24 protein-coding genes, 1 tRNA gene and 2 pseudogenes are annotated in these 21,849 nt (G+C 54.2%); 18 read left to right on the forward strand and 9 right to left on the reverse strand.

Going from position 1 to position 21,849, the window contains the following annotated elements; genetic code table 11:
- Nucleotides 1-29 precede the first annotated feature (29 nt).
- Entirely contained in the window at nt 30-1,313 is a 1,284-nt protein-coding gene (gene hisD, locus SYNC_RS10830) for a histidinol dehydrogenase (protein ID WP_011620269.1), read from the forward strand.
- Nucleotides 1,314-1,319: 6 nt separating this feature from the next.
- Here hisD and rpiA read toward each other — a convergent pair whose 3' ends face one another.
- The gene (gene rpiA, locus SYNC_RS10835; protein ID WP_011620270.1) at nt 1,320-2,036 is read right to left on the reverse strand and encodes a ribose-5-phosphate isomerase RpiA; all 717 of its coding nucleotides are present in this window, start codon (nt 2,034-2,036) and stop codon (nt 1,320-1,322) included.
- 37 nt (nt 2,037-2,073) lie between these two features.
- The gene (locus SYNC_RS10840; protein WP_011620271.1) at nt 2,074-3,204 is read right to left on the reverse strand and encodes a trypsin-like peptidase domain-containing protein; all 1,131 of its coding nucleotides are present in this window, start codon (nt 3,202-3,204) and stop codon (nt 2,074-2,076) included.
- A 141-nt stretch (nt 3,205-3,345) separates the two neighbouring features.
- Here SYNC_RS10840 and SYNC_RS10845 point away from each other — a divergent pair, with 141 nt between their 5' ends.
- From SYNC_RS10845 to SYNC_RS15065, 10 genes and pseudogenes are all read left to right on the forward strand, one after another.
- A complete protein-coding gene (locus tag SYNC_RS10845) occupies nt 3,346-3,618 on the forward strand; it encodes a hypothetical protein (RefSeq protein ID WP_011620272.1) in 273 nt (90 codons plus the stop codon).
- 88 nt (nt 3,619-3,706) lie between these two features.
- On the forward strand, nt 3,707-4,624 hold the full coding sequence (gene grrP, locus SYNC_RS10850) for an extracellular substrate binding-like orphan protein GrrP (protein ID WP_011620273.1): 918 nt from the start codon (nt 3,707-3,709) through the stop codon (nt 4,622-4,624).
- 40 nt (nt 4,625-4,664) lie between these two features.
- Entirely contained in the window at nt 4,665-4,979 is a 315-nt protein-coding gene (grrA, locus tag SYNC_RS10855) for a GrrA/OscA1 family cyclophane-containing rSAM-modified RiPP (protein WP_011620274.1), read from the forward strand.
- Complete coding sequence (gene grrM / locus SYNC_RS10860) at nt 4,973-6,124, forward strand: cyclophane-forming radical SAM/SPASM peptide maturase GrrM/OscB (protein WP_011620275.1); 1,152 nt, start codon at nt 4,973-4,975, stop codon at nt 6,122-6,124. Before grrA ends, grrM begins: the two co-directional genes overlap by 7 nt.
- A 17-nt stretch (nt 6,125-6,141) precedes the next feature.
- Nucleotides 6,142-6,651, forward strand: a complete 510-nt coding sequence (locus SYNC_RS10865; protein ID WP_011620276.1) for a hypothetical protein — start codon at nt 6,142-6,144, stop codon at nt 6,649-6,651.
- 113 nt (nt 6,652-6,764) lie between these two features.
- Nucleotides 6,765-7,232: a ribosome maturation factor RimP gene (gene rimP, locus SYNC_RS10870; RefSeq protein ID WP_041426698.1), complete on the forward strand. Its 468-nt coding sequence runs from the start codon at nt 6,765-6,767 to the stop codon at nt 7,230-7,232.
- A gap of 55 nt (nt 7,233-7,287) precedes the next feature.
- Nucleotides 7,288-8,793, forward strand: a complete 1,506-nt coding sequence (nusA, locus tag SYNC_RS10875; RefSeq protein ID WP_011620278.1) for a transcription termination factor NusA — start codon at nt 7,288-7,290, stop codon at nt 8,791-8,793.
- Nucleotides 8,790-9,071, forward strand: coding sequence for a YlxR family protein (locus SYNC_RS10880; RefSeq protein WP_011620279.1), 282 nt, complete (start codon nt 8,790-8,792; stop codon nt 9,069-9,071). Before nusA ends, SYNC_RS10880 begins: the two co-directional genes overlap by 4 nt.
- A 62-nt stretch (nt 9,072-9,133) precedes the next feature.
- Nucleotides 9,134-12,523 carry a translation initiation factor IF-2 gene (gene infB / locus SYNC_RS10885; RefSeq protein WP_011620280.1) on the forward strand — a complete coding sequence of 1,130 codons (3,390 nt, stop codon included), beginning with the start codon at nt 9,134-9,136 and terminating at the stop codon, nt 12,521-12,523.
- Nucleotides 12,523-13,083: pseudogene (locus SYNC_RS15065) on the forward strand (low-complexity tail membrane protein); the annotation flags it as partial. The gene infB and the pseudogene SYNC_RS15065, both read left to right, overlap by 1 nt.
- A gap of 186 nt (nt 13,084-13,269) precedes the next feature.
- Here the strand turns inward: SYNC_RS15065 and SYNC_RS14780 are convergent.
- Nucleotides 13,270-13,527, reverse strand: coding sequence for a DUF3493 domain-containing protein (locus SYNC_RS14780; RefSeq protein ID WP_071813692.1), 258 nt, complete (start codon nt 13,525-13,527; stop codon nt 13,270-13,272).
- Nucleotides 13,528-13,568: 41 nt separating this feature from the next.
- On the opposite strand from SYNC_RS14780, the gene SYNC_RS10895 reads away from it, so the two are divergent.
- Nucleotides 13,569-13,641, forward strand: a tRNA-Thr gene (locus SYNC_RS10895).
- Between the two features lie 99 nt (nt 13,642-13,740).
- Here SYNC_RS10895 and SYNC_RS10900 read toward each other — a convergent pair.
- Complete coding sequence (locus tag SYNC_RS10900) at nt 13,741-14,397, reverse strand: phosphoribosyltransferase family protein (RefSeq protein WP_083756076.1); 657 nt, start codon at nt 14,395-14,397, stop codon at nt 13,741-13,743.
- Nucleotides 14,398-14,533: 136 nt separating this feature from the next.
- On the opposite strand from SYNC_RS10900, the gene SYNC_RS14785 reads away from it, so the two are divergent.
- Nucleotides 14,534-14,707 carry a hypothetical protein gene (locus SYNC_RS14785; protein WP_011620284.1) on the forward strand — a complete coding sequence of 58 codons (174 nt, stop codon included), beginning with the start codon at nt 14,534-14,536 and terminating at the stop codon, nt 14,705-14,707.
- Between the two features lie 226 nt (nt 14,708-14,933).
- Here SYNC_RS14785 and SYNC_RS15070 read toward each other — a convergent pair.
- Nucleotides 14,934-15,026, reverse strand: a pseudogene (locus tag SYNC_RS15070) (metallothionein); the annotation flags it as partial.
- A gap of 159 nt (nt 15,027-15,185) precedes the next feature.
- On the opposite strand from SYNC_RS15070, the gene SYNC_RS10910 reads away from it, so the two are divergent.
- Nucleotides 15,186-16,439 carry a DUF389 domain-containing protein gene (locus SYNC_RS10910; RefSeq protein ID WP_049750358.1) on the forward strand — a complete coding sequence of 418 codons (1,254 nt, stop codon included), beginning with the start codon at nt 15,186-15,188 and terminating at the stop codon, nt 16,437-16,439.
- A 6-nt stretch (nt 16,440-16,445) separates the two neighbouring features.
- Here the strand turns inward: SYNC_RS10910 and SYNC_RS10915 are convergent, their stop codons facing one another.
- The 3 genes from SYNC_RS10915 to psbA all read right to left on the reverse strand — a co-directional run bounded on the left by SYNC_RS10915 (nt 16,446) and on the right by psbA (nt 19,277).
- Nucleotides 16,446-16,952, reverse strand: coding sequence for an HIT family protein (locus SYNC_RS10915; protein ID WP_049750407.1), 507 nt, complete (start codon nt 16,950-16,952; stop codon nt 16,446-16,448).
- Between the two features lie 165 nt (nt 16,953-17,117).
- On the reverse strand, nt 17,118-17,894 hold the full coding sequence (locus SYNC_RS10920) for an SDR family NAD(P)-dependent oxidoreductase (RefSeq protein ID WP_011620288.1): 777 nt from the start codon (nt 17,892-17,894) through the stop codon (nt 17,118-17,120).
- Between the two features lie 303 nt (nt 17,895-18,197).
- The gene (gene psbA, locus SYNC_RS10930; protein WP_011618340.1) at nt 18,198-19,277 is read right to left on the reverse strand and encodes a photosystem II q(b) protein; all 1,080 of its coding nucleotides are present in this window, start codon (nt 19,275-19,277) and stop codon (nt 18,198-18,200) included.
- Between the two features lie 198 nt (nt 19,278-19,475).
- Here psbA and SYNC_RS14790 point away from each other — a divergent pair, with 198 nt between their 5' ends.
- The 4 genes from SYNC_RS14790 to SYNC_RS10945 all read left to right on the forward strand — a co-directional run bounded on the left by SYNC_RS14790 (nt 19,476) and on the right by SYNC_RS10945 (nt 20,892).
- Nucleotides 19,476-19,616: a hypothetical protein gene (locus SYNC_RS14790; RefSeq protein WP_167897223.1), complete on the forward strand. Its 141-nt coding sequence runs from the start codon at nt 19,476-19,478 to the stop codon at nt 19,614-19,616.
- Nucleotides 19,617-19,648: 32 nt separating this feature from the next.
- A complete protein-coding gene (locus SYNC_RS10935; protein WP_011620291.1) occupies nt 19,649-19,999 on the forward strand; it encodes a hypothetical protein in 351 nt (116 codons plus the stop codon).
- Nucleotides 20,000-20,089: 90 nt separating this feature from the next.
- On the forward strand, nt 20,090-20,458 hold the full coding sequence (locus SYNC_RS10940) for a hypothetical protein (protein ID WP_049750359.1): 369 nt from the start codon (nt 20,090-20,092) through the stop codon (nt 20,456-20,458).
- Nucleotides 20,459-20,523: 65 nt separating this feature from the next.
- Complete coding sequence (locus SYNC_RS10945; RefSeq protein WP_011620293.1) at nt 20,524-20,892, forward strand: hypothetical protein; 369 nt, start codon at nt 20,524-20,526, stop codon at nt 20,890-20,892.
- Here the strand turns inward: SYNC_RS10945 and SYNC_RS10950 are convergent.
- Nucleotides 20,881-21,819: an aspartoacylase gene (locus tag SYNC_RS10950; RefSeq protein ID WP_041426701.1), complete on the reverse strand. Its 939-nt coding sequence runs from the start codon at nt 21,817-21,819 to the stop codon at nt 20,881-20,883. The two genes, SYNC_RS10945 and SYNC_RS10950, sit on opposite strands and share 12 nt — an antisense overlap.
- Nucleotides 21,820-21,849 lie beyond the last annotated feature (30 nt).

The raw sequence follows: 21,849 nt of genomic DNA on the forward strand, positions 1-21,849 counted from the left end.
TGAGCAATGAGCATCCGCCTGCCGGTCTCATGCGCTGCATCAGCACCGCAGCGCAAGCTGAACAAGAACTCGATCGGATCGCAACAAGAACAACAGGAGCGACCCAGAGAGAAGCGGAGCTTCGGGTCCAAGAAATTTTGGAGCAGGTCAAAAGAGAGGGAGATCAAGCTCTTATTAGCCTCACAGAGAAATTTGATGGCTTCCGCCCAGAACCTCTTCGCATCGATCCAGGTCTGCTGGAGCAAGCCTGGAATGACACGCCTGCCAACCTTCGTGATGCCTTAGATCTCGCGCACCGACGCATCCAAGACTTTCACCAGCGGCAACGTCCCTCTGACCTCAGCGTTTCTGGTGTTCACGGAGAGCAAATCGGTCGGCGCTGGCGCCCAGTCCATGCAGCAGGCCTTTACATCCCAGGGGGCAGAGCTGCATACCCCAGCACAGTTTTAATGAATGCCGTGCCTGCAAAGGCTGCAGGCGTGAAGCGAATCGCGATGGTCACCCCTGCTGGTGCCAACGGATTGATCAACACCACTGTTCTTGCAGCCGCTCACATTGCTGGGATCCGGGAGGTGTATCGGGTCGGCGGTGCACAAGCAATCGCGGCGCTGGCCTACGGAACAGAAACCGTCCAGAAGGTTGATGTCATCAGTGGACCAGGAAATCTTTTCGTGACTTTGGCCAAAAAGTCGGTCTATGGCCAGGTAGGGATTGATTCTCTGGCAGGTCCAAGTGAAGTCTTGGTGATCGCCGACCAAACGGCCAAACCAGAGCAGGTGGCGGCCGACCTGCTAGCTCAGGCAGAACATGACCCATTGGCAGCTGCCATCCTGCTCACAACTGAAGAGGAGCTCTCTCGATCCGTCCCTGAGGAGATTGAACGCCAGCTGGCGTCCCATCCACGCGAGAGCATTTGCCGGCAATCCTTAAGCCAATGGGGGCTGATCGTGACTTGCGACAGCCTTGAAAAGTGCGCAAATCTCAGCGATCGCTTCGCCCCAGAGCACTTGGAACTCCTTGTCGAGCGACCAAGAATGATGGCTGACCGCATCAACCACGCAGGTGCCATTTTTATTGGCCCATGGAGTCCAGAAGCTGTCGGAGACTACTTAGCTGGTCCTAACCACACACTCCCCACCTGCGGCGCCGCTCGGTTTAGCGGTGCCCTCAGCGTGGAGACGTTTATGAGTCACACTTCGCTCATCGAGTTCAACAAGGAAGCTCTTGATGCAACAGGGGTTGCTGTGGAGACCTTGGCCATGAGCGAAGGACTCCACAGTCATGCCAATTCGGTACGGATCCGTCTTCAGTAAGCGGCCTTAACCCACACGATCCAGGCTGCGGACTCCAGCAACGCCATCCTTGATTTCACCAACGAGAACTTCGTCAGCAAGGTTGACGAAGAGGCCGTTCTCCAAAACGCCTGGAAGATTGTTGATGTCACGCTCGAGGGCAATCGGATCAGAGATTCCATTCTCAAATCGCACATCTAGAACAAGGTTGCCCTGGTCGGTCACCACCGGGCCAGCTTTACGGGTTGCCATCCGCAGTTCTGCAACTCCTCCCATTGATTTGAGCCTGGATTGAACTTGCACCCATGCTCCTGGGAGCACTTCAACTGGTAGTAAGAAATCGAGATTTAAACACCGAACAAGCTTCGTGGAATCAACCACGACAATGAAACGTTCTGCTCGGTCAGCAACAAGCTTTTCTTGGACGTGGCAGGCACCACCACCTTTGATCAATTGAAAGGAAGGATCCACTTCATCAGCACCATCAATCGCTAAATCGATGCGATCAGTGGCGTTCAAAGCACGCAAAGGAATCCCCAACTCAGCGGCAAGCACCTCTCCTTGAAACGACGTGGTCACGCCGACAATGTCACGAAGCTGACCTGCTGCCAGTCGGGCCCCGAGGCCTTCAATCATCAAAGCGGCAGTAGACCCAGAACCGAGGCCCACCACCATGCCATCACGAATCTGTGCAACAGCCGCCTCCGCGACGGCTTGCTTCATTTGAGTTTGGAGATCCGACATCGATCAGCTGCTGAGGGCGAGACCGTAGCAAGAGCTCTTAGCTCATTCCTGGCAAAGGAGCCGGTTTCACCGACAGCTGCAGATCTCCCCCATTGCGCAGAACCTGCAAGAGCAACGGCTGATCAATTTCAGCTTGATCCACCTGTTTCAACAAATCCTGAGGGTCTCGAATGGTGTCGTTGCCAACTTGAACAATGAGATCACCTCGCCTCAATCCAGCACGTTGAGCAGGGCTATCGGGAAGGACCGATTGCACCAAGGCACCGGAGCGTTCAGGCAATTCAACGAGAGCATTGGGATCACGGTTGTGCTCGCGCGCAATCCGAGCGGTGAGCGGAACAAGTTGGACTCCCAAGTAGGGATGTACAACCTCACCGTCCTTCTGGAGTTGATCAGCAACTCGGGAGGCCAAATTGATCGGGATCGCAAAACCCAATCCGGCCCCTGGACCAGAGCGAACCAGCGTGTTGATCCCAATCACTTCACCGGAAGCATTCACTAGCGGCCCGCCTGAATTACCAGGATTAATGGCTGCATCGGTCTGAATCAGATCCAGACGCTTATCGGAAAAACCGAGGCTGCTGATATTGCGATGAAGACTGCTGACAATGCCCAACGTGACAGTCCGTTCCAAGCCATAGGGAGTCCCTAGAGCAATCGCCCAATCACCTACCTCCAAGGCCTCGGAGTCCCCCAAGGTTGCCGGGGAAGGAAGAGCTCGTCCAGACAGTCGGACCAGCGCGAGATCGGTGACCGGATCTTGACCAATCACTTCCCCGTCTCTCTGTTCCCCGTCAGACAAGGTCACATTGACAGTGCTGACTTGATCAACAACATGGGCATTTGTCAAAACCAAACCACGCCCATCGATCACAACCCCTGACCCCTGACCCCTCTGTCGCTCAGGGCCAATCCCATAGCCAGGTTCTCCCAGGAGATCACGAAGGAGAGGATCAATCAGATTCGGATCAAAAGGCTGCCGTTCAATCAAGCGTTCGGTGTCAATACGTACGACCGACGGCGCCACCTCCCGGACGGCATTGGCAACAAAGCTGTGCCCGTTGGCTGTAAAGGAGAGATCAGCCGCCTGAACGGGAAGGCTGCCGAAGCAAGACGTGACCAGAAGGGCTGTCAGACAACAACAGCGAATGATTTGGAAAACCTTCATGCCGGCGGCCAAAAATCAGGAACACGTGGGAATCTTCACGCTAGTGGCCCCGCTCTGGAGAACGGAGCACAAGCATCGTTCAACTCACTTTCAGCAGAAGCACGGCATTAGTTTGATCAACTCTTTCCTCTCACCAGAGCCATGACCGTGCTGTCAAAAGCGCAACTTCGCTGCGAGCTCTGTCAGATCGAGATCAATGAAAACGCTGATCAAGAAGACGAGGTCTTGTTCAGTCGTGGTGCCACCGGGAGCCGCAGCAAACTTTGGGCTCGCGTGTGTCAGTACCTAAAAACAGACGAGCAAAAGGCAGCTTGTATCAACCAAGACGCATCCCAACGAGGCACCGAAAAGCCTGGTGATCGCTACGAAGAAATCGCTCCTGTTGAAGTCGGCGGCACAAAGGCTGAAAGCTGATCCCAATCGTGCATGATCCAATCCTGATTGGCACACCTCCCAAAGCCGTGTCTATTACTACCAATAGGTACATCATCAAATCTCGATCATGCGCTTGTTTAAAGCGGCCGCTACCGGCCTGATCGCGCTCGCTTCTGTTGGCCTTGTGGCCTGCCAAAAGTCTGCTCCCACGAGTGAAAAAGAGGCGTCAGGTCAGACAGGCAATGTGTTTGAGACCGGAAAGCTCAGAGCCGTCGTTGTGGACGATGTGCTTCCCATGGTTGACAAGAAAGATGGCAAATACGAAGGCCTTTCTTTCGTGGTGCTTGATGCCATCCGCGACCAGCTGAAATCAGCTCCAGAAAACAAGTCCGATGACATTGTGATCGAGCCTGTTTCCATCAAGTCTGCTCAGGATGGACTGAACAAAATTCGTTCCGGAGAAGCTGATATTGCTTGTGGCGTTGCCTTCACTTGGGAGAGACAAAGAACGCTCACCTACAGCTTGCCTTTCGCAACAAGCGGCACGCGTGTTTTAGCTCCCAAAGGAAATGACGGAACACCAGACAGCCTTAAAGGGAAAACAATTGGTGTCGTGAAAGACACGGCTGCAGCGGCAGTACTGGCTAAATCCGTTGATGACGCCCAATTCCAATTCTTCGCGACCCCCACAGAGGCTCTTGCAGGTCTTAAGGACGGAACAATTGAATTTCTCGGTGGGGACACTCTCTGGCTGAAAGCCAGTCGCAAAGACACTGCTCCGGATGCTGATCTTGTCCCCACATTCCCTTACGCAAGATCGAGCGTGGGCTGTGTTATCGCAGACACCACTCCTCACCTACTGAATTACAGCAACTTGGCCATCGGTCGCATGCTGACCGCTTATGTGGACGACAACAAAGACGTACGCACAGCCGTCAACAAGTGGATTGGTCCTGATAGTCAGGTTGGTCTCAGCGAAAACATGATCGGCGATTTCTTCACCATCGTGCTCGCAACGACAGCTGAATTATCCAAAGGTTCCTGAGCCCTTATTCCTAAAAAAGCATTCAAATTTCACTTCACCCATGAACAAAACAACTCTGCTGAGCGTCGCTGCAATTCTCGCTTCGAGCGCTGTCCTAACAGACGCCTCCCACTCGGCTGTTCTAAGCGAGCCCGATCTAGGGAATGCTCTGGAGCAGCGCATTGAGAAGCTCTCAAGTGACGCGTGGTCGCGATTAGGAGTCAATGATCACAGCGATGGCCAGACCATTGCTCGAGCTTGGGGCAATGGCAACGGCCGCGCCTTTGGCAACGGTGGTGGCCGTGGACGTGCCTTTGGTAACGGCGGTGGAAGGGGCTTCGCCAATGGCTATCGCGCAGGTTTCGCCAATTGGTAAACCACGCTGATTACGGACCCATCGGTCTCTTGGTGATTCAGGCCACATCGCTCTGCAATCTCGATTGCAGTTACTGCTACTTGCCTGATCGCCAGAAACGACGGATCTTTGATCTCAATCAATTACCTGTTTTGCTGAACAGGGTGTACGAGAGCCCCTTTTGGGGCCCTCAGCTCTCAATCCTCTGGCATGCTGGCGAACCAATGACGCTGCCTTGCAGCTTTTACGACGAGGCCAGTGCCATCGTGCGTGAGCAAACAGCTGAGCTGCAGGAGCAAGGAGTTCAGATTGAGCAGCATGTTCAAACCAATGGGACGTTGATTAACGATGCCTGGTGTGAATGCTTTCAGCGCAATCAAATTGTTGTAGGTGTCAGTGTTGACGGGCCAGAAGAGATCCATGATTCCCATCGCCGCTTTCGCAATGGCATTGGATCTCATGCTCTAACAATGCGTGGCATTCGAAAACTTCAAGATCACGCGATTCCCATCCATGCGATCGCTGTACTCACGAGTGCGGCCATGGAAGATCCAGAGCGGATGTACTCCTTTTTCCGTGACAATGGGATTCATGATCTCGGCTTCAATGTAGAAGAGCAGGAAGGCGTTAATGCCAGTTCTTCCATGCAGGGGCTAAGTCGAGAAAAGCAATATCACAACTTCTTAAAATGTTTTTGGGAGTGCAATCAAAGGGACGGTTTTCCGATACGCCTGCGTGAATTTGATCAAATCACTGGGATGATGGCCGGTGGGCAAAGACTGCTTCAGAACGAAATGAATCGCCCATACTCGATCTTGAGTGTGGATTCAGCTGGCAATTTTTCCACTTTTGACCCTGAACTTCTCTCCGTGGAAACCAAGAAATATGGATTATTCAACTTAGGCAATATTCGTGATCAATCCCTCGTAGACGCCGCTGAAACTGAGACGTTTCGCCAATTGCTTCAAGACATGACCATTGGAACAACGCTTTGCCGTGATCAATGCGACTACTACGGCTTCTGCGGCGGAGGGACTGGAAGCAACAAGTACTGGGAGCATGGAACCTTGGCCTCCAGTGAAACCTGTGCCTGCCGTTTTTCAACCCAAATCCCAGTGAACGTTCTTCTCGAACAAATTGAAGACAAGGGTGTAAAGACACCCTAACAATTCAAACAAAAAACATGCATTCACTTGCACGCAAAACCTATCGATCTGCATCAGCTATTGGCGTAGTCGCGGCTTGCTCATCACTCATTTTTGCTCACGCACCAGTCGCTCACGCAGGTTGCACGTTCCTCATGCCAATCGGCGGCAATGGCGATGGTCCAAAGCCGTACATCGTCAAAAAAAGAGTTCAACGCAACAAAGTTTTGGTAGGCCGTACGAACTGGAATACCGACTTTGTCGTGAACCAACCTTTTGCCTCTTACAAACTCTTCTTCACGGCAGACTCAACGGATGGCAACCCTGGTTCTTATCCAATCGAAGCCTTTCTAAAATTTTCGGACGGCAGCAATTTAAGAGTTGTCAAAGAATTCATGAAGCCACCAACAGGAACCGGAGCTCAGTTCGGTCCATTCCAGACTCCTCCGGGGAAAGCTGTCAGCCAGGTGAACTTCAAAATTGGTGCTGGCAACGATCCTGGAGCAACGGGATTCAGCTACCGCATCTCGGTGCAGGGTTGCGACTGATACCCGAAAGGTCAATCAACTACATTGTTGTTTGGCCTGGTGAGTTCCTCTCTCCGGGAGGGTGATCGCAGCATCAACCATCGGGCCGATGCCCGACAACCCTCCGATTGTTCTTGCCCCATCCACTGCTCCCTGATCTAAAGGATTTGGCCTCTGCCACAGCCGTAGACCATGGATTTGAGCTGGCTGATTTGCAGGTCCTAGCCCACATGCAACCCATGACGGTGCAAATCCAAATTCGCCGCTCCAGCGGAGACGATGTGACCTTGGATGATTGTGCTGCTTTCAGCGCACCGATGGGAGAAGCCCTGGAAAATTCTGCTGTTCTCAACGAGGCTTATGTCCTGGAGATCAGTAGTCCAGGGATCGGAGACCATCTTCAATCGGATCGCGATTTCCAGACTTTTCGTCGCTATCCGGTCGACGTGATTCACCGTGACCCTGATGGGGCTGAACAAAAACACTCAGGGACCCTGTTAGAGCGCACGGAGAACCACCTAAAGATCAGTATTCATGGGCGAATTAAACAAATCCCTCGGGACTCAATTCTTTCAGTTGAGCTCACCAATCCCACAGGCTGACTAAGTCAAGCCTCTCTCCAACCTCTTTCTTTCAAGACTTTCATTCCCGTCCTCGATGGCTCTCGTCCTTCTCCCCGGCCTCAGCAACCTGATCGAAGATATCAGCGAGGAAAAGAAACTCGCCCCTCAGGTCGTTGAGGCTGCCCTACGGGAAGCACTCTTAAAAGGCTACGAGCGTTACCGGCGCACGCTTTATTTAGGGATCAGTGAAGATCCGTTTGATGAGGAATATTTCAGCAATTTTGATGTCGCCCTCGATCTAGACGAAGAGGGCTATCGGGTTCTCGCCAGCAAAATCATTGTTGATGAGGTTGAAAGCGAAGACCATCAAATCGCCTTGGCCGAGGTAATGCAGGTGGCTGAAGATGCCCAGGCCGGCGACACTGTCGTACTCGATGTCACTCCCGAAAAAGAGGATTTTGGTCGCATGGCAGCCGCCACGACCAAACAAGTCTTGGCTCAAAAGCTGCGCGATCAACAGCGACGGATGATCCAAGAGGAATTCGCTGATCTCGAAGATCCAGTCCTGACTGCACGCGTGATTCGATTCGAGCGTCAGTCGATCATCATGGCCGTGAGTTCGGGTCTTGGCCGTCCCGAGGTTGAAGCTGAATTGCCCAGGCGCGATCAGCTCCCCAACGACAATTACCGCGCCAATGCCACATTCAAAGTCTTCCTTAAAGAGGTCAGCGAAGTGCCTCGCCGTGGGCCTCAACTCTTTGTGAGTCGAGCCAATGCAGGGCTGGTGGTTTATCTCTTCGAAAACGAAGTTCCTGAGATCCAAGAGGGCTCGGTACGCATCGTTGCTGTTGCGCGTGAAGCCAATCCACCATCGAGAGCGGTGGGGCCTCGAACCAAGGTGGCTGTGGACAGCATCGAGAGAGAAGTGGATCCTGTTGGAGCGTGCATCGGAGCCCGAGGCTCACGCATTCAACAAGTCGTGAATGAACTCCGTGGCGAAAAAATTGATGTCATCCGCTGGTCCCAAGACCCCAGCCAGTACATCGCCAACTCGCTGAGTCCAGCTCGCGTCGAAGTTGTGCGTCTTGTTGATCCAGAAGGTCAACATGCCCATGTTTTGGTGCCACCCGATCAGCTCAGTCTTGCCATCGGGCGAGAAGGCCAAAATGTTCGTCTTGCCGCTCGCTTAACGGGTTGGAAAATTGATATCAAGAATTCAACGGAATACGACCAAACCGCAGAGGATGCTGTTGTTTCAGAGCTCATCTCCCAAAGAGAAGAGGAAGAAGCCCTTCAGCGCGAGGCGGAAGAGCGCTTAGCCATTGAACAGGCAGCCAGGGCCGAAGAAGATGCTCGACTTCGTGAGCTGTATCCCCTTCCCGAAGACGAGGAGGGATACACGGAAGATGGAGAGTATTACGAGGATGCTGAAGCTGCGGGAGAGGAACCAGTGGCCGAAGCCGTGGAGGAGTCAGTCGAAACAGCTGACACCGAATTACAAGCTGAAGATCAGGCCACAGAACACACTGAACAGCAGGAAGACGAGCTCGATTCTGAGGATGCCCCCAACACAAGCGATGTAGAGGAAGGAGCCCGGTGAACGTTTCGCGCCCCGTCCTCCGTCGCTGTGTCGCCTGCCGTCAGCTGCTCGATCGAAGCATGCTTTTGCGAGTGATTCGTGACCATCAGGAGGGGGTCCTCCTCGATCAGGGAATGGGCCGATCGGCCTACCTCTGCCCGACTGAGGCCTGTTTTGAAGAGGCACGCCGCCGCAAAAGGCTTCAGAAATCCCTGCGTTGCCAGGTTTCTGAAGAATTAATGACGGCGCTGCAAGAGCGGCTCACCGAACCTCGGGTTGCAGCCGCTGAGGCAAGATGAACATTGGCACCACGTGTGTGGAGCCCCGAGGCACACCGTGCCCGGACCGATCGGAGACCTGAATGACCAGCAGCGGCAAAGTCAGAATTTATGAGTTGTCCAAGGACCTTGGCTTGGAGAACAAAGACGTCCTGGATGCCGCCGAGAAGCTGTCCATCGCCGCAAGGAGCCACAGCAGCTCCATCAGCGAAACAGAAGCCGGCAAAATCCGAACGCTCTTAAAGCAAGGTGGGAGTCCAGTCGCGTCTGCTCCTGCCAAGCCCGCGCCTGGAAAAGCAATTCTCTCGGTCAGGAAGGCTTCCAGCCCAGCAGCTCCGTCCATGCCCAGCAAACCTGCGGCTCCTGCGGCAGCAAAACCATCACCCAAACCTTCTGCACCATCACGACCAGAGGCCCCCCTTCCTCTCATCGTGCAGAAGCCCGTGTCGCGTCAAGCAGCACCACAAAAGCCTGTGAGCCGACAAAGCACTCCCGCGGCTGCCGCACCTGCAGCAGCACCCTCCGCTCCCGCACCATCTGCGCCCACACCAAGGCCCAAGCCCACGGCTCCTAAGGCTTCGGCCCCCGCTCCAACCGCCTCTGCTCCGTCAGCTCCTCCAAGGCCCACCTCAGCCAGACCAACACCTGCTCCGGCTCGACCCACAGGCACCTCACCAGTGAAACGGCCTGGCAGCGAAGCCAGCAGCCCAAGACCGACCGCCCCGCCAACCCGTCCTCAACCCAAAGCCCCGGTGAATCGAGGGGCACCGGCTAGACCCGCTCCCAAACCAGAACTCGTGGGACGGCCACAGCCCAAGCGTGCGGCTCCTGGCGCCCCCGTTCGTCAGATCGGACAACGCCCAGGCGTGAGTCCTCGGCCAAGCGGGCCTCCAGGCCAGCGCGCCAACATGCCGCAACGCCCGGCAGGCTCTCAACGCCCGGGTGCCCCAACGCGACCTGGGAATGCACCATCTAAACCAGGGCAACCTCGCTCAGGCGCGAGTTCCCTTGAGTTAGTCGGAAAACCCATCCGCAGAGACGGCAGTAATGATGGCGCCGGTGGCCGTAGCGATGGACAGGGACGTCCTCCTGGTGCCCCAAGACCTGGAGCACCACGTCCTGGCGGTATGCCTGGGATGCGTAAGCCGGTGGCCCCCGGTGAGCTCATGCAGCTCCAAAAGCCAAACAGCCGCCCGTCAGCACCACCGCCTAGACGCGTTGATGGCACTCCTGTTGCCACGCGTAGCGGTGAGGCTGCTGCTGGTGGAGCTAAAGCAACTCCTCCTGTTTCACGTCCTACCGCCACTCCACCAGCAGCACCGAGGCGTCCAGGCTTCAGGCCTGGTCCAGGAGCTGGTGGTCAACGCAGGCCTGGACGGCCTGACTGGGATGACAGCGCAAAACTGGAAGCGCTACGCAGTAAATCACCTCAGAAACAGCGTCAAAAGGTTCATATCATCGGCGAAAACGATGATGCCTTAACCGCTGAGACCGGAGGCTTCGCTGGTGAACGCCAGGCGATGGTGCTGTCCGCCAGCTTGGCCCGTCCTTCCAAGCCGAGAACCAAGCACAAGCCAGCTCCCAAGCCAGTTGCTGCAATCAGGAAGCGGCGTAAGGAAACCGCACGTCAGCGTCAGCGTCGTCGCGCGATGGAACTTCGTGCAGCCAGGGAGGCCAAACAGGTACGGCCCGAGATGATCGTGGTCCCCGAGGACAATCTGACGGTGCAAGAGCTCGCTGACATGCTCAGCATCGAAAGCTCAGAAATCATCAAATCCCTGTTCTTCAAGGGTGTCATTGCCACGGTCACGCAGACCTTGGACATGCCAACCATTGAAGCTGTGGCACAAGAATTCGGCGTACCTGTACTTCAGGATGATGTCGAAGAGGCGGCCAAGAAGACCGTCGAGATGATCGAGGAGAAAGACCACGCTCATCTCATTCGCCGTCCCCCAGTGGTCACCGTCATGGGTCACGTTGACCACGGCAAGACAAGCCTTCTTGATGCGATCCGCCAAGCCCGCGTCGCCGCTGGAGAAGCCGGTGGAATCACCCAACACATTGGTGCTTATCAAGTCGAGATTCAGCACAACGATTCACCCCAGAGGCTCACATTCCTCGACACCCCAGGGCACGAGGCATTCACCGCCATGCGTGCTCGAGGGACCAAAGTCACTGATGTTGCTGTCTTGGTGGTTGCGGCAGACGATGGTGTTCGTCCTCAGACCTTGGAAGCGATCAGCCATGCAAGGGCGGCAGAAGTGCCGGTCGTTGTGGCGATCAACAAAATCGACAAAGAGGGAGCCTCCCCCGATCGTGTCAAACAGGAACTCTCTGAACAGAACCTGCTGGCGGAAGATTGGGGAGGCGATGTGGTGATGGTGCCCGTCAGCGCCCTCCGCGGAGAAAACATCGACAAGTTGCTTGAAATGATTCTCCTCGTGACAGAGGTTGAGGATTTACAAGCCAACCCCGATCGACTCGCAAAAGGCACCGTGATCGAGGCCCATCTCGACAAGGCCAAAGGTCCTGTGGCCACATTGCTGGTTCAAAACGGCACGCTTCGCACTGGTGACGTCCTCGCCGCAGGCCCAGTTCTCGGCAAAGTGCGCGCCATGGTGGATGACGGCGGCGGCCGTTTGAAAGAAGCAGGTCCTTCCTGTGCAGTGGAAGCACTTGGTTTCAGCGAAGTGCCCACCGCAGGCGACGAATTTGAGGTCTACCCCGATGAGAAGTCAGCACGTGCTGTCGTCGGCGATCGTGCCTCAGATGCCCGCGCGAGTCGATTGGCGCAACAGATGGCATCACGTCGCGTATCACTCACGGCAATGTCTGGCCAGGCCAAAGAGGGCGAGCTGAAAGAGCTCAATCTCATCCTCAAGGCCGATGTTCAAGGCAGTGTGGAAGCGATCCTTGGTTCACTTGAACAGCTACCGAAGGACGAGGTCCAAGTCCGTGTCCTGCTGTCCGCTCCTGGCGAAGTCACAGAAACGGACGTCGATCTAGCGGCAGCCTCTGGCGCTGTGATCGTTGGCTTCAACACCTCAATGGCGTCAGGTGCAAAACGAGCGGCAGATGCCAATAGCGTTGACGTTCGCGACTACGACGTCATCTATAAGCTGCTGGAGGACATCCAGTTGGCCATGGAAGGTCTCCTGGAACCAGAACTTGTGGAAGAGTCCCTTGGAGAAGCAGAGGTTCGAGCCGTTTTCACGATCGGCAAGAGCGCTGTGGCTGGTTGTTATGTCACAACCGGAAAGCTGCAACGGAACTGCAAGGTGCGCGTGCGTCGCGGCAAAGAAATCGTCTTTGCTGGAGATCTCGATTCACTACGCCGCAACAAAGACGACGTCAAGGATGTGGCCACAGGGTTCGAATGCGGTATCGGCTGTGATCGCTTCGCCAATTGGAAGGACGGCGACATCGTTGAGGGCTACAAGCTCGTAACCCAGCGCCGCAAGCTCGCCACCTAATGTCCCCTCGCAACGAGCCGCTTCTCTGGCTCCAGCTGGTGGCGATAGGAGCCATTCCACTGGAGCTACAGCTGCTTCGGTTGATCTTGGCTGGCTCGGATCTTGGTCCGGTGCCCTCGGTGGAACGTCTTCTCTGTTGGGGGATCGCCGTTGTTGCTCCTTCAATCTTGCTCTGGAGACGCCCTGTGGATTGGGGGTCCCTTCTCCTAGTTCGTCAACCTTTAACGGGGAGGACAACCTGGCAACGCAAAATCAGTCACTGCCAAGACAACCTGCTCTTAAAACTGGTGGGAGCAGCAGGAGCAGTTCTTTTGCTCGCGTTGTTCTGGTGGATTGATCGTTCCTCGCTATTGATTGCAGATCTTTCTCCTTTAAAAAGTGGACATCGCCTTCAAAGTTTGCTGATCGCGACCCCACTTCTGGCCGTCATTGTTTGGCAATGGCATCAGCTGGTCCAATCGATCTGGCTTCTTACTCGTCCCTCGATGGCCATTGAAGAGGCCGTAGCGATGAGTGACCGACAACTTGAGGATTCAAGGTTTTCACTCGGGTTGGGGCTCCTACGCCTAGAAAGCTTGGATTGGCAATCTCAAGATCTCAACACGCCAGCCGTTGCTCAACCTAAGGAGTCTCCAAAAACCATTGAGACGCCTCCTCCCCCTGACCATTCAACGAAGCAACCTTCAGAAGACGTCGCCAATGCAGCGCTTGAGCAAGAAGAACTGAATCCCACAGAAACGACAGATTTAGGGCTCGCGAGTTCGGTCGAACCAGAGCAAGCTGCCGAACAGAGCAACAGCACTGATCTGGATCACGAGGTCGCTGACAACAACAGTGTCTCCAGCAGTGACTCTGAAGGTCATGACGAACAGACCAAGGCCGCCGGAAGCGAAGAGAGCGAGCCAGAGCAAGCGCCGTAACGTTCTCCAGGGAGTGCGTGCTTCCTGTAAGAGCCGATCTTTCAGTGCTGGGTCCAACTGTCTTTGAGAGTCGCGGTCGCTCAAACCCTGTACAGCGCAATTCCAAATGTTAAGTTCCTAAAGCTGCCGATGTAGCTCAGCTGGTAGAGCAACGCTTTCGTAAAGCGTGGGTCGCCTGTTCAAGTCAGGTCATCGGCTTAAGAGAGCAACCCAGTTTCAGCATGGAATCCGCGCTGCAGCTGGTCTTTTATTGCTCGGAACTGGCTGAGAGCAAGATCGCAACTGATATGCGCTAGCTCATGAAATCGCATGGGCCTGTTCACACACGACGAATTCAGATCCATGCGCATAACGAACATTGACTGGAACCCCAGCTTGACAAAGGGGGCATTCATCAGCGGGCCAGGACGGAAGGAGTACTTCATCTAAAAAAATGAAATTCTCCACCCCAAGATCTGCCGCCCCTACATTGCCCCTATTCACATACGCTGCAATACCCATCGGATGGCCGCCTGATTGAACGACTGCCTCACACGTAAGACGAACCGAAAATCCAGTATTAACAACATCATCAACAATCAGGACAGATTGACCTCGAATAATCTCATCATATCCCCGCTTAATCTCAAACCTTTCTGTTTTTCCTGCCTTGCCAAGCAGACGTTCCGCAAATACACAACGAGCCTGAAGCGACAAAGCTACATATTGGGCACAAATAACACCGCCTATAGCAGGACCACAGATCAAGCCAGGCCTTAACCCTTGCTCTTGAATTTCTTCACCCAAAAGCTGACCAAGCTGATGAGCAAGTTCCGGCCTTAAGTTAATAAGATCCTTGGCAACCCATCCGGAGCCATGATCTCCCGAAGCGTACACAAAGTGGTCATTTTCGATCAGCGTTCCACTTGATTCTAGGATTTTTCTTGTCATTTCCTGTCTCTGCTTCGTAGACATAGCGACGATGGATTGACCACTACCGACAGGTTGGCAAAGCCCACACGGTCTTACAACCAAGCACTCGCAAGAGACAAAGCCATGGCCTAAAAGCGTTGCACTGGCCTAGCTCCAATGCACCCTCAAGCAAGGCGCATTGCTGAGCACACGCGATTCATTGAAAACCAGCAAAACTTCCAATCCAGCCCAAGGCAACATCAAGCCAACCTGGTTCATTCCGATGGGCTTTTATCTCAATCCAGAATTCTTCCGCGTGAGCCAAGTGATCACCACAAGATGCGCCCGTGCTGCCAAGCGAATAAATGCCTAGGCCAATGAAATCTTAAAAAGAGTTGGCACAAGTCCCCATAAGAGCGATTGGCACGATTTCTGCTCATTAGACCACCTGCCTAGACGTGGTTGCCCGACTGATTGAGCATGAGGCTCGGAACTAATCGGGGAGTGCTAATGAGCCAAACAACGACTGGAGATCAGCAGCAATCGCAGCTTTTGCAGCATTCATCTGAGCCAGAATGACCATCTGCGCAAGGCTGCGAGCAATACACCTTGCCATCTTTCTGGACAGCGGATTCAACAGACACTGCGCAAGAGCAGGGATCACAGGCACAAACTTGATTGCTAGTAGCCATGTCTTGAGTGGACGTCTCCCTCTTTCATAAAACAAAAATGCGTCCACGTCCATTACCCATTTGGGGGAGAGCAGACTCCCGCAAATAATTCATCCGTTGATGCACTCCTCAGGTTGGTGCTGACATGCCATCAAACTGAAACCATCTAAACCAGAGTTCATGTCCAGCATCGAACCCAGCAAGCTCGATCGCATGAAACGCAGCTTTGGAAGCGATGCAGCACTCGATGAAGTGTTCATCGTGCTGAGTGTCGGCGCAGGGCTCATCGCAACTCTGGGTTTACTCGCCAACAGCCCCGCCGTCGTGATCGGCGCGATGGTCGTGGCTCCATGGATCATGCCGCTAAGAGCTGCCGCTTTTGCCGTGCTCTTTGGTGACATCCCCCTGCTTAACCGTTCCTTGCGGACGTTGATGGTGGGAGTATGCACTACCGCTGTCCTATCCATTGTGTTGGGGAAGCTGGCCGGATTGCCTCAATTCGGCTCGGAAGTCGAAGCGCGGATATCGCCAAACCTTCTCGACTTAGGGATCGCCCTTGTGGCCGGTGGACTGGCCACCTACGCCAAGCTTCGCAGTGATGCAGTGAGCTCACTTGCAGGAACGGCCATTGCAGTTGCTCTTGTACCACCTGTCTGCGTGATGGGACTTCTTCTATCCCATGCGCGCTGGGAGGACGCATTGAATGCCGGCCTGCTATTTGCCACAAACCTTCTTGGAATTTTGACCGGAGGATTGGTCTTAATGGCCTGCAGAGATTCCTACTTTCGCCAAGAACTCAGGCGAAGCCAGTTAGGAGCCGCAAGCTTTGCACTCACTGGCTTATTGCTGATTCCACTAGGGGGAAGTTTTATCAATCTCCTTGTCCAAGCGAAAAACGAAAATACACGCGAATCAGTGGAAAAGACCATTGCAAAATTTCTAACGCAGGAGACCTTAACCTTTGGCGATAAAAAGAAAATTGATGTCGAGAAGGTCGACATTGACTGGGATCAAAACCCACCTGTCATACGAGTGATCGTGCGTGTTGCAGACCCAGAACGTCCAACATTCAAACAAGTTTCAGCCGTTCAAGAAGAGATCAACAAACGGCAAGATGTTCGATTTAGACTTGTCGTGCAACGCACAGCTGTTGACATCGTCGGCCCCAAAGAACAGCCTAACATTGAAAGCCCAACCCCTAAACAACCTATCAATTCACATACAAATACTCAGCCATTTAATAACATCAAACCCGTTGATAGCATTAGACCATTCAAAGAAGTCCCCCTAATCGATCAATTACCTTTTCTTGACAATATGCAATCACAGAAAAAAGAGAATAACAACAATCTCAACTCAACAATTGAACCTGAGGCGATCAAGGCACCAGGACTACCTCTTGACAGTCGAACTGCGGATCAAACCCAGGATTAATTTCGATCAAATAATGAAACTGTTCTGAGCTTGAAGGCGAGCCGCTACAAGAAATTCTTGAACATTTTCAATCTGAACAGGGGGCTCTCGCCCTGCTTCTACATCGCGATAAAGATCAGCCACACTCCATGCCGCACTGCGCTGATCCTCCTGGAACCGAGGGATGAGATGGAGGTGAAGGTGGCGTGCGCCCTCCCCAAAAGCGATGGCGTAGACCCTGTCGCAGCCAGTGAAGTGCTGAATCAACCTTGATGCTTTTTGAACCACATTGCCCCATTCACGTGCTTCCTCATCCACAAAGTCAATCGGACCCGCAATATGACGACGGACATCCAGCAAGCACCATCCCAGCAAAGGGGACGGATCAGGATGATGACGCAACAGCCAGAGAGGATTACGCCAAATTTCCACCTCGGAAAGACGGACTACATCGGAGTGAAGTTCACAAATGGCGCAGTCTTCCAAGCCAACAGGCAAATCATCAGAAGCTGCTCGATCTGGATTGGATGCCATGAAGCCATGACTGAGATCCACTCATCATCCAATCCTCTGGGAATGGGCGTCATGGCTAAAGCGTTGCTGAGTGCACGAGTCAGCCCAGCCAGAGAGACTGACAGATCAGAAACAGGGCTGTCTGGCTGATCTCCCCCTTATGTATGGGCCCAATCGATTCGGCTCTTAGCTGTTGTGCTGGATCATGAATCCACCGTCGACCAGCAGCATTGAGCCGGTGATAAAAGCTGCCTGATTGGACAGTAACCAGATCACCGCGTTGGCAACATCGCGCGGCGAAGCCATCCGCCCCAAGGGGTGAAGCGAAGAGGCCCGTTTTCTGAGGTGCTCTGGATTGTCGCTTGCTGCAAGGGCCTGGTGGGTGAAACCGCCATCCACCCATCCCGGCGCCACGTTATTCACACGGATACCCCTTGGTGCCAGCTCTCCGGCCGCTGCGTAGCTGAGGCTGAGCACGGCTCCCTTGGAAGTGGTGTAAGCCCCTCCATCAGCTGAGCCGATGAATGCCGAGACACTACCCAAGGTGACGATTGAGCCGTGAGTCGATTCCAAATGAGGAATGGCAGCTTGCACGGCATGAAGAGTGCCGTCCACATTCACAGCCATCACACGCTTCCAGTCCTCATGGCTCTGGCTGGAGAGAGGGCCAGTGCGCAGCACTCCTGCTGCGGTGACAAGCCCTCGAAGGGGGCCGAGCTCCTTGACGGCGCTGTCGATCACCTGTTTCACCATTACCGGATCGGTGACGTCCATATCGAAGCTCTTTGCGACTGCACCGTTCGTTCTGATCTGGGCAGCAACGGCTTCCACCTCCTCGACGTTGGTGTCGCAGACGGCGATAGAGGCGCCGGCTTGAGCTGCCTGCGTGGCGATGGCACGACCAATGGATCCTGCTCCGCCGGTCACCAACACCAACCCGCCGCTGAGATCAATTGAGATCATCTCTCTGAATCACTGACGATTAGTCAAAGGATGAATGCAATCAAAATCACTGTCATCACTAGCGGGGTTGGCTTAATTGATAGGCCTGTGGTTTGTTTGTGATTGAAAAATTTGATGTGGTGGATCTAAGCATTCAAGGTTGATTGAATCTTGTTATGTGATTGGCGTTGGTCTGCTTGCTATCCATGCAACGTGCTTCTCGAGTCATCAGCCAAGACCGCAACAGGACAGGCAACAAAAAGCCCCCACCAATCGGCGGGGGCTTTCTAGTTCAGTTGATCTGAACTTTGGTTGGTTTCCAGATCAACCGATTGCAGGTGCCTGAAGAGCCACAGGTGTGGACTCAGCAGCTGCCAGGTCGAGAGGGAAGTTATGAGCGTTGCGCTCGTGCATCACTTCCATGCCGAGACCGGCACGGTTCAACACGTCGGCCCAGGTGTTCAGGACGCGGCCCTGACCATCAAGGATGGACTGGTTGAAGTTGAAGCCGTTCAGGTTGAAGGCCATGGTTGACACGCCAAGGGCGGTGAACCAGATGCCGACAACAGGCCAGGCTGCAAGGAAGAAGTGAAGGCTACGGCTGTTGTTGAAGGAGGCGTATTGGAAGATCAGGCGACCGAAGTAGCCGTGAGCAGCCACGATGTTGTACGTCTCTTCTTCTTGGCCGAACTTGTAGCCATAGTTCTGGGACTCGGTCTCGGTTGTTTCACGAACCAAGGAGGAGGTCACCAATGAACCGTGCATGGCGGAGAACAGTGAACCACCGAACACACCAGCAACTCCCAGCATGTGGAAGGGGTGCATCAAGATGTTGTGCTCAGCCTGGAACACCAACATGTAGTTGAAGGTTCCAGAGATGCCCAAAGGCATGGCGTCAGAGAACGAACCCTGACCGAAGGGGTAAACCAGGAACACTGCAGATGCAGCAGCAACAGGTGCGCTGTATGCAACACAGATCCAAGGGCGCATGCCCAAGCGGTAGGAAAGTTCCCACTCACGTCCCATATAGGCGTAGATGCCGATCAGGAAGTGGAACACAACCAGTTGGAAAGGACCGCCGTTGTAGAGCCACTCGTCGAGTGAGGCAGCTTCCCAGATTGGGTAGAAGTGCAAGCCGATGGCGTTGCTGGAAGGAACAACAGCACCAGAAATGATGTTGTTGCCATACATCAGTGAACCTGCAACAGGCTCGCGGATGCCGTCGATATCAACCGGAGGTGCGGCGATGAAAGCGACGATGAAGCAGGTGGTAGCGGCAAGCAGTGTGGGGATCATCAACACACCGAACCAACCGACATACAGACGGTTGTTCGTGGAGGTGACCCAATCACAGAACTGCTGCCAACCGTTAGCGCCGGAGCGCTGCTGGATGGTGGTAGTCATGAGAACGGAAAAGAAGGTCTCACAAGGAGACGGTTACGGAAGGGCAGGATGCCCTGCCGATTGAATTGTAAAGCAACTTTGCGGTTTGTGTTCGAGTTTTAAGGGCGAACGTTTCCTTTCGCTACGCAGCGGGAGCGACCTCAAAAGAGCACCTTCAGAAAGGCTTAAGGTTTGGGTGGACACCCTGAGGACAGTCTCGTGGTTTTGATTCGATGGCTTCAGGCTGGCCGGCGCACTGAAGAAACTGTTCCCGTGGCCATGGCCCGCCATCGACGGAATGAGCTTGAAGCCCAGGGAGCGGTTGTGTACTGGAGCGAACGACTAGTCAACGCCTTCTAACCATCCAAACTGGTTTCGTCGCAACAGGAACAATGACAATCAGCTCAAGGGCATCCTGCTTCCGAAGTGGGCTCATCACTGTTGCGTTAGCGAGTTCTACGGCATTGGCTCTCAGTGCCTGCGGATCAAAGACGGCTCCTGACAACAAGACACAGAGCGAAGCGATCAATCGCTTGGAACAACGCCTAGAGCAGCTTGAACGCCAAGTCGGAGAGCAGCTCCCACCGCCTTCAGACAACAGCAACAAGGTTCCTTCAGGCCCTGTCAGTTCGATCACGCTGAGGACTGGAACTAGTGATGACAGGTTGAGGATTTACTGGGCTGATGGCACACGCAGTGATCTTCCCTGCACCAAAGAACAGAACACCTGGGCCTGTGGATAAAAGCTGTCCAGGGAAGGCCAGTCACAACCTTTTACACCTGCCACCTGGTTGAAACATTCAACAAGTGATTCATCGCGTCAAAATTGCGGCATGAATCAGTTCAAAACGGTGTTGGCGCTCATCAGCGGGTTTTGGCTCTTCACGCCAAATGCTGCAACGGCCCAGTCCACCAAGCCATTACCACTGGCCCAACCCAAGGCAGCCAATCTTGCGCGCATGCGCGCTGAGTCGCTCAATGGGGGATTAGGTCAATACAGAGCAGCAAGCTGTATGTACGAAACCGGAGCAGGGCCCTGCCTTGAGTCCATCAGCGATAGAGGGTTCCTGTTCCGATTCCAAGGCGGTGCTCCAGGTTGGCAACAGCAAACCCCTCCTAACCCAACGATCGAAACATCGGTGCTTGTCTCCAGAAACGGTGACCGAATCCTGGAGGTGTCTTACAACGGAACGATCCGTTAAGTGCAAAATCCAGTTGACAGATCGCGTCACCATGACTGCGATGTAAATGAACTACCTGGTTCTGCATGAATCTCCGTACCCTTTCGGCCATGGCCGTTATCACTGGTGCAAGCGTGATGGGCGCAACACCTGGTCTCGCTCAAGGCACAATCCCAGCGTCACAAGTTAGGGCGATCAATTTGGCTCGCAACACTGCCGTTGCCGAAAATGGTGGTCTCACTGTTTATCGCCCTCAGCCCTGCATGTTTCAGACCAGTTCTGGAGGGGGGGATTGCCTTGTGAATAAGGACGTCAACGGATACACCTTTCAATTTCTTGGTGGAGAGCCAGGTTGGCCTGAAGACGGCAGCTCGCCTACCACGGAAACAGAGATCAAGATTGCTCCAGATGGGCGCACCGTGAGTGAGATCCTTTACAACGGATCACCCCGCTGATAGCTGCGCTTGAAATGCCTCTGTCCATTCCAAAGACAGAGGCCAGCACTCCCTGAGAGTGAGACTCAACGCAATGGACTTCTCGGCATAAGCCGCTTCATTGATGAAAAGTGGGACTAATCCATCAGCCCCTTCATAGGCAATACAGCTGCCATCAGCCTTCAGAAAGAGCGGATCGCCGTCACGCAAGGGCTGCCAGTCCGAACCCTGGCGCAGTGGATGAAGGAAGGCGTCGGGTGAACCGGATTGGGAGCGTGGGAGATCAAGACTCCCTAGATGGCGATGAACCACCAATTGCCTTGGGTAGCGGGCTCGGCCGGCCAACGCATCAGAGCAAGCCTCAAGAACGGCCTCGAGAGCTAGACGAGTTTGCGTCAGAATTTTGTGGTGACGCACCATCTGAGGAACGGGCCCCACTTCAATCACCAGGCCACAAGGCCAGCTCTCCACCAAAAATCCCTGCTGAGCTTGATCCGCTTCATGGAGATAAATAGGTAGGCCCAAACGTCCCTGAACGAGGGCCGCCAACGCCAAATCAGCAGGGCGACGTCCGTAGACCACAAGTGAGTTCCCCATCGAGGACGTGGTGCTGTGGAGATCAATCACCACCCCACAGGCATCGATGCCCCCTATTCCGTAACGGCTAACCAGATCGAAGGCACGCTGAACTTCGCGATCCAGCTTGGAGGATGGAATCTGCTCTGCACCAACCTGCTGCAGAAGATCAGGCCGAAAAGAGCGATTGAGATCACGGTCGAGATAACGACAACCCTCTGCATAGGCATCGGGATTGCCGATCACCGGGAGAACCTCGCAGCCATGGGTCTGAATCAAATGCGGCTGCTGCTGCCACTGTTCCAACAACCAAGACGCATTGATCTCATTCCCATGGGTTGCAGCCACCACAAGCACTCGAGGGCTTGGCATTAACTCTCAGCAGCCACAAACAATCTGATG

This window comes from Synechococcus sp. CC9311, from assembly GCF_000014585.1.
Lineage (GTDB): Bacteria > Cyanobacteriota > Cyanobacteriia > PCC-6307 > Cyanobiaceae > Synechococcus_C.

Coding starts and splice junctions, on each gene's coding strand:
- hisD (WP_011620269.1), top strand. CDS start 30: ATGCGCTGCATCAGCACCGCAGCGCAAGCTGAACAAGAACTCGATCGG.
- rpiA (WP_011620270.1), bottom strand. CDS start 2,036: ATGTCGGATCTCCAAACTCAAATGAAGCAAGCCGTCGCGGAGGCGGCT.
- SYNC_RS10840 (WP_011620271.1), bottom strand. CDS start 3,204: ATGAAGGTTTTCCAAATCATTCGCTGTTGTTGTCTGACAGCCCTTCTG.
- SYNC_RS10845 (WP_011620272.1), top strand. CDS start 3,346: ATGACCGTGCTGTCAAAAGCGCAACTTCGCTGCGAGCTCTGTCAGATC.
- grrP (WP_011620273.1), top strand. CDS start 3,707: ATGCGCTTGTTTAAAGCGGCCGCTACCGGCCTGATCGCGCTCGCTTCT.
- grrA (WP_011620274.1), top strand. CDS start 4,665: ATGAACAAAACAACTCTGCTGAGCGTCGCTGCAATTCTCGCTTCGAGC.
- SYNC_RS10865 (WP_011620276.1), top strand. CDS start 6,142: ATGCATTCACTTGCACGCAAAACCTATCGATCTGCATCAGCTATTGGC.
- nusA (WP_011620278.1), top strand. CDS start 7,288: ATGGCTCTCGTCCTTCTCCCCGGCCTCAGCAACCTGATCGAAGATATC.
- infB (WP_011620280.1), top strand. CDS start 9,134: ATGACCAGCAGCGGCAAAGTCAGAATTTATGAGTTGTCCAAGGACCTT.
- SYNC_RS10900 (WP_083756076.1), bottom strand. CDS start 14,397: ATGTCTACGAAGCAGAGACAGGAAATGACAAGAAAAATCCTAGAATCA.
- SYNC_RS10910 (WP_049750358.1), top strand. CDS start 15,186: ATGTCCAGCATCGAACCCAGCAAGCTCGATCGCATGAAACGCAGCTTT.
- SYNC_RS10915 (WP_049750407.1), bottom strand. CDS start 16,952: ATGGCATCCAATCCAGATCGAGCAGCTTCTGATGATTTGCCTGTTGGC.
- SYNC_RS10920 (WP_011620288.1), bottom strand. CDS start 17,894: ATGATCTCAATTGATCTCAGCGGCGGGTTGGTGTTGGTGACCGGCGGA.
- psbA (WP_011618340.1), bottom strand. CDS start 19,277: ATGACTACCACCATCCAGCAGCGCTCCGGCGCTAACGGTTGGCAGCAG.
- SYNC_RS10935 (WP_011620291.1), top strand. CDS start 19,649: ATGACAATCAGCTCAAGGGCATCCTGCTTCCGAAGTGGGCTCATCACT.
- SYNC_RS10940 (WP_049750359.1), top strand. CDS start 20,090: ATGAATCAGTTCAAAACGGTGTTGGCGCTCATCAGCGGGTTTTGGCTC.
- SYNC_RS10945 (WP_011620293.1), top strand. CDS start 20,524: ATGAATCTCCGTACCCTTTCGGCCATGGCCGTTATCACTGGTGCAAGC.
- SYNC_RS10950 (WP_041426701.1), bottom strand. CDS start 21,819: ATGCCAAGCCCTCGAGTGCTTGTGGTGGCTGCAACCCATGGGAATGAG.